Source organism: Paenibacillus sp. J22P277 (assembly GCF_059383675.1).
Map to the genome: position 1 here is coordinate 557,089 of NZ_JBXENS010000003.1, position 12,897 is coordinate 569,985.

Annotated in this window: 16 protein-coding genes; 4 read left to right on the forward strand and 12 right to left on the reverse strand. The window is 52.6% G+C overall.

Annotated elements, in window-relative coordinates:
- Positions 1-21 precede the first annotated feature (21 nt).
- The 4 genes from AC50YL_RS11510 to AC50YL_RS11525 form a co-directional block, all read right to left on the reverse strand.
- On the reverse strand, positions 22-1,608 hold the full coding sequence (locus AC50YL_RS11510) for a response regulator (RefSeq protein WP_494832015.1): 1,587 nt from the start codon (positions 1,606-1,608) through the stop codon (positions 22-24).
- Positions 1,605-3,044 carry a sensor histidine kinase gene (locus AC50YL_RS11515; protein WP_494832016.1) on the reverse strand — a complete coding sequence of 480 codons (1,440 nt, stop codon included), beginning with the start codon at positions 3,042-3,044 and terminating at the stop codon, positions 1,605-1,607. Before AC50YL_RS11515 ends, AC50YL_RS11510 begins: the two co-directional genes overlap by 4 nt.
- Positions 3,041-4,024, reverse strand: a complete 984-nt coding sequence (locus AC50YL_RS11520; RefSeq protein WP_494832018.1) for a substrate-binding domain-containing protein — start codon at positions 4,022-4,024, stop codon at positions 3,041-3,043. Before AC50YL_RS11520 ends, AC50YL_RS11515 begins: the two co-directional genes overlap by 4 nt.
- Before the next feature lie 275 nt (positions 4,025-4,299).
- A complete protein-coding gene (locus tag AC50YL_RS11525) occupies positions 4,300-4,779 on the reverse strand; it encodes a DUF6530 family protein (RefSeq protein ID WP_161742068.1) in 480 nt (159 codons plus the stop codon).
- A gap of 428 nt (positions 4,780-5,207) precedes the next feature.
- On the opposite strand from AC50YL_RS11525, the gene AC50YL_RS11530 reads away from it, so the two are divergent.
- Positions 5,208-5,786 carry a TetR/AcrR family transcriptional regulator gene (locus tag AC50YL_RS11530; RefSeq protein ID WP_494832020.1) on the forward strand — a complete coding sequence of 193 codons (579 nt, stop codon included), beginning with the start codon at positions 5,208-5,210 and terminating at the stop codon, positions 5,784-5,786.
- 11 nt (positions 5,787-5,797) lie between these two features.
- Here AC50YL_RS11530 and AC50YL_RS11535 read toward each other — a convergent pair whose 3' ends face one another.
- Both AC50YL_RS11535 and AC50YL_RS11540 read right to left on the reverse strand, forming a co-directional pair.
- Positions 5,798-7,063 carry a potassium channel family protein gene (locus tag AC50YL_RS11535; protein ID WP_494832022.1) on the reverse strand — a complete coding sequence of 422 codons (1,266 nt, stop codon included), beginning with the start codon at positions 7,061-7,063 and terminating at the stop codon, positions 5,798-5,800.
- A 187-nt stretch (positions 7,064-7,250) separates the two neighbouring features.
- The gene (locus AC50YL_RS11540) at positions 7,251-7,673 is read right to left on the reverse strand and encodes a VOC family protein (protein WP_494832023.1); all 423 of its coding nucleotides are present in this window, start codon (positions 7,671-7,673) and stop codon (positions 7,251-7,253) included.
- 183 nt (positions 7,674-7,856) lie between these two features.
- On the opposite strand from AC50YL_RS11540, the gene AC50YL_RS11545 reads away from it, so the two are divergent.
- Positions 7,857-8,036: a hypothetical protein gene (locus tag AC50YL_RS11545; RefSeq protein WP_161742077.1), complete on the forward strand. Its 180-nt coding sequence runs from the start codon at positions 7,857-7,859 to the stop codon at positions 8,034-8,036.
- 111 nt (positions 8,037-8,147) lie between these two features.
- Here AC50YL_RS11545 and AC50YL_RS11550 read toward each other — a convergent pair whose 3' ends face one another.
- Together AC50YL_RS11550 and AC50YL_RS11555 are read right to left on the reverse strand one after the other, a co-directional pair.
- The gene (locus AC50YL_RS11550) at positions 8,148-8,681 is read right to left on the reverse strand and encodes a hypothetical protein (protein ID WP_494832024.1); all 534 of its coding nucleotides are present in this window, start codon (positions 8,679-8,681) and stop codon (positions 8,148-8,150) included.
- Between the two features lie 66 nt (positions 8,682-8,747).
- Positions 8,748-8,948 (reverse strand): hypothetical protein, encoded by a 201-nt coding sequence (locus tag AC50YL_RS11555; protein WP_494832026.1) that lies wholly within the window; start codon positions 8,946-8,948, stop codon positions 8,748-8,750.
- Between the two features lie 58 nt (positions 8,949-9,006).
- On the opposite strand from AC50YL_RS11555, the gene AC50YL_RS11560 reads away from it, so the two are divergent.
- The gene (locus AC50YL_RS11560) at positions 9,007-9,696 is read left to right on the forward strand and encodes a glycosyltransferase family 2 protein (protein ID WP_494832027.1); all 690 of its coding nucleotides are present in this window, start codon (positions 9,007-9,009) and stop codon (positions 9,694-9,696) included.
- A 135-nt stretch (positions 9,697-9,831) separates the two neighbouring features.
- Here AC50YL_RS11560 and AC50YL_RS11565 read toward each other — a convergent pair whose 3' ends face one another.
- The 3 genes from AC50YL_RS11565 to AC50YL_RS11575 are packed head-to-tail and all read right to left on the reverse strand — an operon-like array spanning position 9,832 to position 10,576.
- The gene (locus tag AC50YL_RS11565; protein WP_494832552.1) at positions 9,832-9,963 is read right to left on the reverse strand and encodes a DUF4023 domain-containing protein; all 132 of its coding nucleotides are present in this window, start codon (positions 9,961-9,963) and stop codon (positions 9,832-9,834) included.
- A gap of 51 nt (positions 9,964-10,014) precedes the next feature.
- A complete protein-coding gene (locus tag AC50YL_RS11570) occupies positions 10,015-10,329 on the reverse strand; it encodes a spore coat protein (protein WP_494832028.1) in 315 nt (104 codons plus the stop codon).
- 13 nt (positions 10,330-10,342) lie between these two features.
- Positions 10,343-10,576: a hypothetical protein gene (locus AC50YL_RS11575; RefSeq protein ID WP_494832030.1), complete on the reverse strand. Its 234-nt coding sequence runs from the start codon at positions 10,574-10,576 to the stop codon at positions 10,343-10,345.
- A 645-nt stretch (positions 10,577-11,221) separates the two neighbouring features.
- Here AC50YL_RS11575 and AC50YL_RS11580 point away from each other — a divergent pair.
- Positions 11,222-12,133 carry a hypothetical protein gene (locus AC50YL_RS11580; protein WP_494832031.1) on the forward strand — a complete coding sequence of 304 codons (912 nt, stop codon included), beginning with the start codon at positions 11,222-11,224 and terminating at the stop codon, positions 12,131-12,133.
- Positions 12,134-12,201: 68 nt separating this feature from the next.
- On the opposite strand, the gene AC50YL_RS11585 is transcribed toward AC50YL_RS11580, so the two are convergent.
- Positions 12,202-12,621: an Lrp/AsnC family transcriptional regulator gene (locus AC50YL_RS11585; RefSeq protein ID WP_494832033.1), complete on the reverse strand. Its 420-nt coding sequence runs from the start codon at positions 12,619-12,621 to the stop codon at positions 12,202-12,204.
- Positions 12,622-12,897 lie beyond the last annotated feature (276 nt).

A 12,897-nucleotide genomic window follows, 5' to 3' on the forward strand; every position in this document is an offset into this window, starting at 1 on the left:
GCCCTCCTTCCAGCGAGCCGCTTACGGCCGTTTCTTGTCCGATGGCCGGAGCAGCAGCTTCCTGTAATCCGTCGGCGAGGTGCCGACGATCTTCTTGAACACCCGGCTGAAATAATTGGGGTCGTGATAGCCGATGTCGTACGTGATTTCCTTCAAGCTCTTCTCCGTTTCCCGCATGAGCAGCTTGGCCGTCTCCATGCGGCATTCCGTCAAATAATCGATGTAATTCATCCCGCAATGCGTCTTGAACAGCTTGCTGGCGTAGAACGGATTGCGGTCGACTGCGGCGGCCACGCGCTCGAGCGAGAGATCCTCGTGGGCATGCGCCTTGATGAATTGCTTCATCGTCGCCACCAGCCCCGATTCCATGTCTCCCGCCGACAGCGCCGTCGTTTCCGCCAAGCGGCCGAGGATGACGCGCGTATCCGTCTTCAGCTGCGCGAAGCCCATCGCTTGGTGCGGATAATACGGCTTGCCGACCTCGTAGCCCATCTCCTCCAGCATCCGGGCCACGACGACCAACACCTCGAATATCCGCTGCTGCGCGATGCCGATGGGCTGCCCGGACCCTTCGTACAGATCGATCAGCCGCCCGATGCCGGCCATGGCGGAATCCCAGTTGCCGCGCCGCACGTCTTCCAGGACGCCCTTCTCCAGCTCCATCAAGCGCTGGCCGTCCGGCGTAAACACATGCTGCGGCAAATCCTCGTACAAGCAAAACCGCGCCGGCAGCGACGGATCCACGGAGGCAAGCAGCGCCTCGTGATACGATCTGCGCATGTCCGTCCGGGCCGCGCACAATCCGCCGATGCCGATAAACGGCTCCGGTCCGTGCATTCGCCGCAGCGCCTGAACGAGCCATCGCCCGATTCCGGCGGCGGCCCGACGGTAAGATTCCCCGTCGTCCTTGAACACGATCAGCGGAATTTGCTCGCCCGACGGCTTGCCGATCCAGCAGTGAACCGACGACGCCGCCAGCTGTTCCGCCAAGCCCGCATGGAGTCGTTCCAGCTCGCCTTGCCCGCCCGCTACTTCCCCGTTGCCCTGCAACAGCACGTTCACGACGAAGCCGCCGTTCATCTCCGGCACCTCGAGCAGATCGATCATTTCGTCCAAATGAACCGACGGCGCGAAGTCGAACAACAGCTGCGAGACGATGTCCGCTTCCACGACCGGCAGCATCCGGCGCAGCTTTTCCTTGTCCAGGCTCCGGTTCGCCGACTCGTCGCGCGAAGCCTTGATCTCGTCCGCGACTTTGCCGACCGTCTCCAGCACGACCGCCGTCTTGCTCGGCTTGAGCAGATAGTCGCGAACGCCGAGCCGGATCGCCTGCTGCGCGAATTCGAACGTGTCGTAAGCCGTAACGACGATGAATTTGACGGCGTTGTCCGACTCCCGAATGGTCTCGATCGCCTGCAGTCCGCCGATGCCCGGCATCTTGATGTCCATCGTAATGAGATCCGGCTTCAGCCGCGCCGCCGCTTCGATCGCCTCGCGCCCGTTCGACGCCTGGCCGACGATCTCGATATCGCCGAAGCCTTCGCGGATCATCCGCTGCAAAGCGGTCCGTTCGATCGGCTCGTCGTCCACGATCAATACCGTAATCATAGTTCTGGCCTCCTTGGAAGCGTAAGCGTTATGCATGTTCCTGCTCCGATCGCCGAATCGATCGCGATGATATCCTCTGCTCCGTAGAACAACCGCAGCCGATCCAACACGTTGCGGATGCCGATGCCGGTGGAATGGCCTTTATAGCCCGGCGGATCCGGGTCGGACAGCAGGCTGCCGAGCTTCCCGGGTTCCATCCCCGGGCCGTTGTCCTGTACCTGCACGAGAACGGCATCCTTTTCGTTCTTCACGCGCAGGGTCAGCGTTCCGCCGTCCTCGGACGGCTCGATCGCATAGATGAACGCGTTTTCTACGAGCGGCTGAAGGATTAGGATCGGCACTTCAATCTCCAGCGCGGTCTCGTCGATCTCGCGGACGATCCGCACGCGGTCGCCGAAGCGCGCCTGCTGAATCGTCAAGTACTCCTCCAGCACGTCGATCTCGTCCTTGAGCGATACCCGGCTGTCCATCCGCCGGAGATTGTACCGCAGCATGCCCGCCACCGAGCTGATCAGCTCGCTGGTCTTGTCCGCGCCCGACAGGTACGCTTCCTTCGACAGCATGTTGAGCGTATTGAACAGAAAATGCGGATTGATCTGGCTCTGCAGGCTCTTCAGCTCGCTTTCCTTCAGCATCAGCTTATGCTTGTGCAGGTCGTATTCCAGCTGCGCCTTGCTCTGGATCTCGTCGAAGAGGTTGCCGATGTTCAGCCGCATGCTGTCGAGCGTCTTGGCGAGGAAGGCCATGTCGTCGTTGTTGTCGACGACGATGGGATTCTGGAAATTCCCCCGCGAGAGCTCGCGCGCGGACTGCGTCAGCTTCAGGATCGGCCGCGTGACGCCGCTGACGAACCGGTAGGAGAACAGCAGCAGCAGCAGGGACACGAAGGCCAGCGCCCAAAAGCCCATCTTCTTGATCTCGTTGCTGCGCGCGATGATCTGCCGATAGAAGGCATCGTACGTCTTCTGTTCTCCGCCGATCAGCGACAGCGTCGTCTCCGAGATGTACGCCGAGATGTTCGACGCCTCGTCGAACTGCGCCGCTACCGCATCGTCGTCGTTATCCCGCTGGAACCGGACGGCCAGATCCATCGCTTCCGACTGGCTGTCCACCATATGCTGGAAATTCACGAGCAGCATGTCGTTATTGGGATTGCGCAGCTTGTTCATATCCAGCTTCGTCCGCAGCAGCCGGTTATTGTCCTCCACGTAGCGTCGCAGGTTTTCCTCGGTCGGCGACATCCGGTAGCTATTCAACGTCATCAGCGCCTGGCGGCTCAGTTCGGAGGCCTGGTTCATCAGCAGATAGCGCTGCAGAATCCCGTTGTACTTCTCGACCGTGCGTTGGTTAAAAATACTCATCGAGATCCAAATGAATGCCATGATGATCCAAATGATCAGCGAAAGCATCATCATTTTGTTGCGGATCGTCTTCATGGCGCCGCCTCCTTCGCGCCGGGGACGGCAACGACGCTGATCGGGGTAAAGTAGCTGGCATCGAGGGGCAGCCGGTCGTTATCGAGCCAGCGCCGCAGCAGGTCGACGCTCATTTTCCCCATTTCCTCGTAATGCTGGGACAAGCCCGCCTGCACGAGTCCGGCTCGAAGCAGCGACTCCGTCTGCGGCGAATCGTCGAACATGAACACATCGGAGGTTTTGCGCTTGGACCGCGAACCGGCGGCCTCGACGATGCTTTTCCCGGAGTCGGCCGGCAGCCCGATGAATGCCCCGACCCCGGGATAATGGTTCAAGATGTCGTCGGTCTGCATGTCCGCCTGCAGCTTCGCGGCATCCTCGGAGGCGAACACGAGCCGGATGCCCGCGTACGCGTTCAGTACCTCCCGCAGTCCTCTCAGCCGGAGCTGGTCGGTATCCGACGACTCGGAATTCATCACGACGCCGACGATGCCTTCGCCCTTCAGCTGCGCCGCGAGATGATGGCCCATCAGGATGCCCTCCCGGTAATGGTCCGAGCCGATGTAAGTTTTGCGCAGACTGCCCGGAACGTCGGAATTGATCGTGATCACCGGAATGCCCTTCTCGGTCGCCTTGTTCACCATCCGCGCAAAATCCGGCCGGTCCACGCCTTCGATGATGATCCCGTCCACTTTGGAAGCGATTGCAATATCAACCTGCTTGAGCAGCTCCTCGACGTTCGAACGGTACACGCCCCAGAAGTCGATCATCATGCCGTGAACCGCGGCCGCGTCGCGCGCGCCCTTCTGCATTTCGTTCATGACGTAGCTGCCCTGCTCCTGCGAGATGACGACGATCCGCTCCGAATGCTCGTTCGGCGCCGTCCGCGTGCCGCCCGACAGGTCCATATCGCCGCGGTAAATCGTCAGCATGAGGTACAACGTGACCGCGAGCGCAGCCAGACTGCCCGCGAATACCGTGACAAAAAGCAGCTTTTTCATGCGTACTCCCTTTTTGAAAGCGTTTTTGCACCTATTCTATCCGGAAATAGATCGTTTGCATAGGTGTAATATTTATGAGACGCGCAGGCGAAATTCGGTTTCCGCGAAAATGCATGTTCGAGCTTGGAGGATTCTGGTTGATTTCGGGACCCGATCGGCGCGCAAAATAAAAGAGCCTTCCAGAGTCGATCTGGAACGCCCTTTCGGCAAACCGTCGGTTCGATGCTACTCGGCGCAAACGGTCCGGGATTCTCGCATTGCCCGTCAAGCACGCGTTAATAGCCGAGTTCCTTCAACATGCGGGACAACGTCCGCAGCCGTTCGCCGATCAGTTCGTCGTCGTCGCTTAGCGCTTGGCTGAACAGCTTGATGTCCTCGTTGATTTTCTCGTTGTCCGTGCATACGGCGATCGTCATCGCGTCTCCCTGCAAGCCCACCCGGTCGATGACGGGATTTTGCTCGTCGTAAAGATGCTTGTAGCGATAGGCCTCCCGGAAATGAACCATGCTGCGGCTGACCAGAATCGCCAAATCAAGAACGCGATGGAGCGGCAGCTCCTCGGATTGCCTGGACCATTTCTCGCCCGTATACCGCCATACTTTCGCCGAAATGTCGAGTTTCCCCCGGTCGTTCCATTGCGCCAAGCCGAGGGAAATGCCCTTCGCGTCGGAATGGTTGGCGTACCTGCCGTCAATATGCTCGTAATTCTCGGACACGATGACCGGTTTATGCTTTAACGTCGTCGGAATTTTCATCTTCGCTGCTCCTGTTCTGCTGTCGATTGAATGGCATATCGGGTGATTCTGCGATTGCGTCGAATTACTAAATTACTAATTTACTAACTGTAATCCGATCATATCCCATATCGACCCGACAAGTCAACAATTCGTGATTCTCTCCGGTCGTTTGCATTGTTTTATTTAAGAATGTATATTCTTTAATTTATGCAATGAAAGGCTATCGATTTTGACGCGGTTTACTTTTGCGACGTTATATTCAAGAACATTCAGTCGGCATTGAACGTGAGAAATATTGGATCATTGGGCAATAAAGATAACCGCAGCTGCTTCTTATCGCCTTTCCCCATCCTCTATATCTCCCTCAATTTGCTTGGCAGCTCCCTTCGCTCATTGTTGACTGTACATTCTTTAATCGCTATACTGTTCGAAAGGGGGTTATCTTCATGCCACGTCCTAGGGAATTCGATCAGGAGCTCGCGCTTGACAAGGCGATGGAGCTTTTTTGGAGCAAAGGTTACGAACGCACGTCCGTTCAGGATCTCGTCGACCACACGGGCGTTCATCGCGGCAGCCTGTACGATACGTTCGGCGACAAGAATCAGTTTTTCCTGTCCTGCTTGGACCGATTCCGGCAAAAATCCTTTAATCGGTTGAAGATTCTCGATGAGCCGGGCGAGCCTAAGGAGCTGCTGGCCCTGTATTTCGATGCCGTCATCGACAATGCGATCGGCCCGGACAGCTCCCGCAGAGGATGCTTTATCGCCAATACGGCCATGGAGCTCGGCGCCGTCGATCCGACGATCTCCACCCGCATCGAAGCGTATTCGTTGGATATCGAGTCCCGGTTCTATGACTTCCTGCTGCAAGCCCAGAAGCAAAACAAACTGCGCGGCAAGCATACGCTCCGCGAACTGTCGCGGTTTCTCGTCACCCTGCGCAGCGGCCTGTACGTCATGGCCAAGACCGCGCCGGACCGGCAAACGCTCCAAGACAGCGTCAACGTCGCGCTCGCCCTGCTCTGAGCCGAAGGAATTCAACCGGATTCCCGCTTCCTGCTGCTGACCAGCGAGACGTAGATGCCGACGAGCAGCACGCCGAGCAGCGTCTCGATCATGACCGCCACTTTGATGGGGCCGGAATTCGGGGTTATGTCGCCGAACCCGAGCGTCGTGATCGTGATCGCGCTGAAGTACCAGAAGTCCTCGATGCGATAATTCACGTACCCGTTGATGCCGACGTACAGTTCGAGAAACTTGCTGTCTGGCAGCGTATGGGAAGCCGCGATCAACCGGCTCAGATGGCGGTCTGCCGGGTCGCGTTCGAAGATTTGCTTGAAATGCGCGTAATCCCGACCGGCAAAATAGAGCGTCAGCGATTTGACGGATTTCTTCGGCGGTGCTCCGTCAACGGATTCTCCGCCGTTTCCCTCGGTATATCGCACCCCGTTCTCGTTCGCTTGGCCCGGCTCCTCGGCCGGATACAGCTTCACGACCACTTCCGTGTATCGCTTGCCGAGTTCATTCTCCCAGGCAGCCATGGAATCGTAATCGAGCATGGCCGGCTCGATGACGAGCGGCTTGCCCGACACCTCGAACGAATAGTACGCATAGCCTTCCCTCGCGAACAGATGCTCATAGATCTCGCCCCAATCGATGCCGGTCGCATCCAGCGTCAGATAAGCGTTCCCTTCCATGTTCAGGTAATCTTTCTTATACTGCGCTTTCTCCAAAATCTCCTTCAGCCGATATTCGTCGTACTCATCGTACTGGCCGTCAGCCGCTATCCCCTTGAGCGTCGCTTGTATCTTCGCCTGCTCCGAGAACACGAAGTCGTCCCCCATCGTCCGGCTCGCCATGTAGTAATAATACGAACCGAACCATACCCACACGAACAGATACAGCAGCATCGTCAAATGCTTCGAGTTGCGCCTGAGCCAAGCTGCGTAGCCGTTCGTGCCGATGCATAACGCCGCGGTCAGGAGCGGATATACCGCCATCTGCAACGCGGTTTCCAGCCCCTGCGCGGAATCCGGTCCGTATGCGTTCGTTTCCCGAACGATGATTTGAATCGCGGCAACGGACGCCTGGAAACCGAGCAGCGCCAGGAGAAGCAGCGCGACGTGAAGCAGCATCTGCCGCGAAAGCTTCATCTGCCAGTTCGCGAACACGAGCCGCTGATCCCTGTAGAACCCCCAGGCAAGCACAAGCGCCGCCGCAACCTTAACCGACTTCAACGCCCCGTGATATGGCGTGTGCGCAACCGCGTATTCCAGGCTGGCCGCAATGATCAGCAGCGTCATGGCGGCGTGCCTCCAGGATGAAATTCGTTCGGACAGACGCATGGCGGACGCTCCTTTCTTGTCTGTCCCTATTACCCCGTAACAAGAAAAAACTCACACCGCCGGGGTGTGAGCTGCAATGCGAGTATAATTTCTTTCTTGGTGCAGCGTTATATTTTAGGAGCAGGTTAGCCTTGAAAGTCGCCGGTTACCACTCGCCGATGCCCAAATTCAACTGCCATTGGATACCGAAACGGTCGGTCACGCTGCCGTACAATTTGCTCCAGAACGTTTCCTGCAGCGCCATCACGACTTGGCCGCCGTCCTGCAGCTGATTGAACACGCGCTCGAGGCTTTCCCGATCCTCCGTCACGTAAGCAAGCGTGATATTGGTGCCTTGGACGAACGGCATGCCGGGGAAAACGTCGGAGAACATGACGGTGCTGCCGCCGATTTTCAAGCGCGAATGCATGATCATCGACTTCGCCTCTTCCGGAACCGGATACGACGGATCGGCGGGAACTTCCCCGAACGTCATGAATTTAGGCTTGTCCGTACCGAAAACGTCCGCGTAATACTCGACGACTTCCCTGCAATTGCCGTTAAAATTCAAATACACTTCAACCGACATCCCTGCACGCTCCCTGCAAAAATTTTAAATGAATGGAAATGCTTGGCTTACCCCGCCATTATATCATGAACCGGCATTCGCGCATACTTGTCACCCATCTTGCCGGCACTTGGACATCCACATAAGCAGGATGGCGAAACGGACATATCCTGTACGAAATACAAGCATGGAGGTCATGGAAAAATGCGAAAATTCAAGCACGGCGGCAAGAACATCTCGATTTATTACATCACGGTCAACAAGCATATCACGGTATACCAACGGGTAAGCGGCAACTCGCAAATCAACCGCAACATCGGCACCTATGCCAACGAAGGCGGACAAAACGCGAAAAAAGGCGGCAAGAACATTCAAAAGCGTTAATCGGCTGCCAGCCGATGCGAAGTTTTGATCGGATGAGTTTCAAAGACTTAGTTATAATTAGAAAATAAGCCTTTTGATTCAATTCCAACTAGCCGGACGTGTTTCCCTCCTTTATACGGAATATATCAGTATATTGCCAATAATTGTCGGCATGATGATATCGTATCCTGGAGGGAAAACGTAATGAAAATAGGCTCTTATGCTGATGCCATGGGCGATGGCGGTGCCGATGGGAAGAGAGCCGCGATACTTCTTTCCGGCGCAAAGAATAATAGCTTCATCGGGCCCGAAATCTTCCGCTTGCAGCTGCTCGTTGACCAAGGAGGACCAAACGAGAAGTTGTGCCGGCGAAAGTGACAGGACATTGACAGGAATGATGCAGGCTCCATTCTCCACCTTAACAAGAGCATCACCGGTCAAGGAGTAAAGAACTCGTCCGAGCCTTTGGGCGATTTCGAGATTCTCGGTCATCCGGAATTCGAATCCGCCGAGATTCAGCAGCTCCGTCTCGTACATATACGCATCGTTCTCCGGCACCTGCTTTCCATGGCCCGCCACAATGACCTTGAGCGGATAAGTTTTTACGACACCAAAGATCGAGACTCTCTCTTCCCTCGCTAGCCAAGTTTTTGAGACTGTTTTCACTTGATATTGGCCATCAGAGCCGTGCCCCGCCGGGAAGTCCGCTCATATCCTAGAGTGTATGCCTATTCAAGAAAAGGAAACAAAAGTACCTGCTCTTCCTCGGCAGGCCGATGAAGGAAAAGCCAGCAGCTTACGCTTGCGGTCGCCTCCGACGGGCCCGATGTAGCGGATTTTTTTGCCCAGATGCGGCTTGATTTTGGCTTTGTAATATTTCTTGTCGTTCAGGGTGCCTGCCATGATGAGCTTGCGGTTTGTCTTCTTGGCCAACCTGATGGCCGGATGAACGCCGAAGCTCCAACCCACATCGAACGGAGATGAGGATTAGATGATTACCGTGATCGCTTGCACGATAAGGTCGTCTTGCATCGATAACGTGTTCGAAAATTATGATCGTCAATTATGGAAGAACAAGAAGATGATCATCGTTCTGAACAATAACAAAATGGACATTGAGGTCTACAAGGAGCGGGCAAGCCAATATCCGGAAGGCGAAGTCACCGTATACCAGTTGCCTCAGAAATACAGGCTCGGCAAATGCCTGAACTATGCGATTAAAAAAGCAGAAAACGGCTTCATCGCCAAGTTCGACGACGATGATTACTACGGCCCTAAGTTTCTTCGGGAGGCGGCTCGCGCGATTAAGCACGGGAAGGCATCCATCGTCGGCAAGCATACCTCCTACCTCTATTTCAAAGCCAAGCGGGCGCTGATGGTGTTCCGGAGAGGCGGCGAGAGGAAATACAAGCGTAAAGTCAAAGGCGGTACGCTGGTATTTCGCAAGTCGGTATGGCGCCGGGTCAAATTCCCCGCTAACCGGAAAGCCGGTACGGATTCCAAATGGCTCTCGGTCTGCGTTCGCCGTGGATTTCGCGTTTATTCCGTCTCCAAGCGGCATTATGTTTGCATCCGACGTAAAAACTGGAACAGCCATACGCAGAAAAAAAGCACGCACCGTTATATGCGGCACTGCAGGCTCGTACGCCGGACGAAGAATTTCCGCCGTTATGTGAATTAGACGTGGGTCAACGCTAGATAGTGCGGATCGGAGTTACTTGATCATCAACCATCCTGAAAATAATAATAAGACCGTCGTCATGGATTAAACCATGTAGACGGTCCTTCGTTTCTAAGTATTTTGTTATACATTCACTTATGGGTTATTCGTATGCTGTACGTTTTGGAGTTTCTGCGACGGCTTGCCTTTTCCCTGTTTCTCCGTGTTTTTCCGTTGCTTTTCTTGCGTTTCGTTGACTTTATTCACGAATTCGTTTGCGGATTCCATCTTGTTATCACCCCGCTCCCGTTCTCTTCTGCCCTGCAATTCTGACCGCCATCATTGAATATGAACGGCGCTTTGTTCCGCGAAATGCGCTGTTTTCTGCTGCGTCTGTTTGTACTGCGCAAGTTGTTTGTCGATTTCTTGTTGAAGAACGGGAGAAGACGCGTTATACAGGTTCGCTTGCTTCAGAACCGTATATAATTCGCCTTGCATCGTAAGGGTTTCATTCAGCAGATTCGAAAACATCGTCCGGATTTGCGGACAAACGGATTCCGTTGCAGCCGTCGCATATTCTCTAGTGACGCGTTTTAAGTCTGCCAAAATGGTATTTGCGATATCTTCTTCCGGTAACGTGAGTTGACTATTCATTGACGTCCTCCTCTTATTGTTGGGGTTGCGTTGGAGCCATCGTTCGATGTTGCTCCATCATGTTGAGCAGCGTTTGATAATGCTGCGTATGTTTCATCTTGAACTGGTCTACGGTTTGTTTTATGGCCGGGTTTTGGACAGTTGAAGAGGCGACTGCGCATTGTTTCAGCAATAAATCCTCATTGGACATGGAATCGGCGATATACTCCAACTCCTTTGCCGTCATTGCATCTGCGGATTGATTCATTAGACATGCTCCTTTCATTTTCCTTCGTAACCAATCTTAAGTTTCCAACAAGCAATGATTTTTATCCCTCATCGCCATTAACAATGGCTTACTATGCTTAAAGTCCTTGTCATCTCCAAATGACATGCACTTGAACCGATAACTAAAAAAGTCCGCGATTTGCGCGGAGTTCAATCGGACAATGTTCTTCTTAACGGACAACGGACGACGACGACCTCCGAGTCATATGCGTTTATTTACCCACATCCTTCCATTTCATTCTTAAGATTTCCCTAAATAAGCCCAGTATTTTGAGCTCCAAGTTAACAATCACATTTCTTATACCCTTTCATCATGAAAATTGAAAGCGGAAAACCGTTTCATCAACTTATTCTGTTTAGTAGTAATCGTCGCTATACTTACTTATATCCTCTTGCGCCGACTTACGACGTCCGACGTCACCAACTCGCCTTCGTTCGAAGAGCATGCATTCCAGGGAAGATACGAGGGGTCATAAATTGTGTGCGTAATGCAGGGGGTAAGGCTCTTCGCAGGCCGTTTATTGCGAAAATACGGAGGAGATGCCGGAAATAAGGTTGCGGTATGCGCAATCCTTTTCAGGATTTGTAGGAATCAAGATTGAGGTCGAAAAGGAGAATTATTGAAATGGTTTGGAGCAGTTTGAAATCCAAAGGTTTTTTATCCGCTTATTTGTTGGTCATTATTATGCTTGTTAGTAGTGTAGTTCTACGACAAAGGGACATTCTCTTTCCTGAAATTGCTGGTATGGCCATGGGAATTATGGCGGTGCCGGTAGCGCATTGGATCAAGAAGCCGGCTCACCTTTGGCTTTCCCCGACCTTAGGTGCATGCTTGGGTACTGTATCGAACGATTTATCCTTGACCCCTCTGATGAAAATGTGGCTTGGACTCGTGATTGTTATCATTCTCATGCATGTATTTCGAATCAATTTTGCGCCAACGATTCCTGCTGCGCTGCTGCCGATCTATTTAAATCTGCATGATTTTGTTTTTGCCATTTCCACTGGGATCTTTACGTTTGTAATTATGTTAGCCGCTTTTAAATGGAGAAGCGCAGATCGGTTGCCCGAAGGATTGGTTAGTTTTCGAAAGAAAACGGATACCGTAATCGTAACCATGATATTAGCCCTTTGGATTGGGCTGGCATACGCAACAGACTTGAAAGTTCTGGTGGTTCCACCTCTGTTTGTCCTTATTTTCGAGCTCTTTCATAATGCCAAATTCACCTGGAAATTGATTCCTCTTCGTTTGGCGCTATTGACGACAACGGCCATTCTTTCGGTTGGAGTCTATCATTTATTGGCAGGTTCAATTATTTGGGTCGGTGTCGTAAATGTATTGATTACATTCATGCTTGGTTATTTGTTTAAGGCCCCTGTTCCTGTTGCATTCGGGGTTTCGTTAATGCCTCTTATATCTTTAGAATGGGGTAGCTGGTGGTTTCCAGTTGGTGTTTTTGTAACAACAGGAGTTTTGATGTGTATTTCTGCAGCATACCGGCAGGTAAAAGAAGGCTTGTTATCACAAGGGGACTGACATAACGAACGACGAGTGCCGTTTTTCGGTTTCTTTTGTATGATGGTCTTTTTTCGCACGGTCTCCTTTTAGGACTTTAATTTTCCAGTTGATAGGTTAACGCGATAGTGGCCATATTTTAAGATGCGGTCAAGAAGTAATTGCATTTCTTCATTGGAGGCAAAGTGTGCGGTTAACAAAAAGGAGCATCCATCCCCACTGACCCGATGTACTTCGGAAATCGCCTCTTCCGCATTGAAAAACGCATGAAATGCTGGATGATTGGCTGCATCCACAAAAATCGTAATAAACGCAGTCACAGGCTGTCCAAGTTTCGCCTTATTTGTCCCAATCGTATACTGTTCAATGATGCCTAATTCCTCTAACCTTCGAATGCGATTTCCCACAGCCTGTCCAGTCATATGTATTTCTTTACCAATATCCTTCCATTGTATTCTTGAGTTTTCCCTTAATAAAGCCAGTATCTTGAGATCCACATGATCAATCATAATGATTTATCCTTTCATCGTGAAACTTGGAAGCAGAAAACCGTTTCGTCAACTTATTCTGTTTATTCGTAATCGCCGCTATACTTGGTTATATCCTCTTACACCAACTTATCGCAAATATATTTATTTATAGCACAGAGGAGCGGAAATACAAAATAGTTTACACATTACTGTTTACAAGGAGGTTATAAGAATGCAGATACAAGAAATTCGGTAGCACAATAGCAGGTTAATCGGTAGCACAATAGCAGGTTAAGATGAAGGCATCGAAGAGAA

What these genes read in the sequence shown, in the direction of transcription:
- AC50YL_RS11510 (WP_494832015.1), bottom strand. Translation starts at nt 1,608, where the DNA reads ATGATTACGGTATTGATCGTGGACGACGAGCCGATCGAACGGACCGCT.
- AC50YL_RS11515 (WP_494832016.1), bottom strand. Translation starts at nt 3,044, where the DNA reads ATGAAGACGATCCGCAACAAAATGATGATGCTTTCGCTGATCATTTGG.
- AC50YL_RS11520 (WP_494832018.1), bottom strand. Translation starts at nt 4,024, where the DNA reads ATGAAAAAGCTGCTTTTTGTCACGGTATTCGCGGGCAGTCTGGCTGCG.
- AC50YL_RS11525 (WP_161742068.1), bottom strand. Translation starts at nt 4,779, where the DNA reads ATGAAAATTCCGACGACGTTAAAGCATAAACCGGTCATCGTGTCCGAG.
- AC50YL_RS11530 (WP_494832020.1), top strand. Translation starts at nt 5,208, where the DNA reads ATGCCACGTCCTAGGGAATTCGATCAGGAGCTCGCGCTTGACAAGGCG.
- AC50YL_RS11535 (WP_494832022.1), bottom strand. Translation starts at nt 7,063, where the DNA reads ATGACGCTGCTGATCATTGCGGCCAGCCTGGAATACGCGGTTGCGCAC.
- AC50YL_RS11540 (WP_494832023.1), bottom strand. Translation starts at nt 7,673, where the DNA reads ATGTCGGTTGAAGTGTATTTGAATTTTAACGGCAATTGCAGGGAAGTC.
- AC50YL_RS11545 (WP_161742077.1), top strand. Translation starts at nt 7,857, where the DNA reads ATGCGAAAATTCAAGCACGGCGGCAAGAACATCTCGATTTATTACATC.
- AC50YL_RS11560 (WP_494832027.1), top strand. Translation starts at nt 9,007, where the DNA reads ATGATTACCGTGATCGCTTGCACGATAAGGTCGTCTTGCATCGATAAC.
- AC50YL_RS11565 (WP_494832552.1), bottom strand. Translation starts at nt 9,963, where the DNA reads ATGGAATCCGCAAACGAATTCGTGAATAAAGTCAACGAAACGCAAGAA.
- AC50YL_RS11570 (WP_494832028.1), bottom strand. Translation starts at nt 10,329, where the DNA reads ATGAATAGTCAACTCACGTTACCGGAAGAAGATATCGCAAATACCATT.
- AC50YL_RS11575 (WP_494832030.1), bottom strand. Translation starts at nt 10,576, where the DNA reads ATGAATCAATCCGCAGATGCAATGACGGCAAAGGAGTTGGAGTATATC.
- AC50YL_RS11580 (WP_494832031.1), top strand. Translation starts at nt 11,222, where the DNA reads ATGGTTTGGAGCAGTTTGAAATCCAAAGGTTTTTTATCCGCTTATTTG.
- AC50YL_RS11585 (WP_494832033.1), bottom strand. Translation starts at nt 12,621, where the DNA reads ATGATTGATCATGTGGATCTCAAGATACTGGCTTTATTAAGGGAAAAC.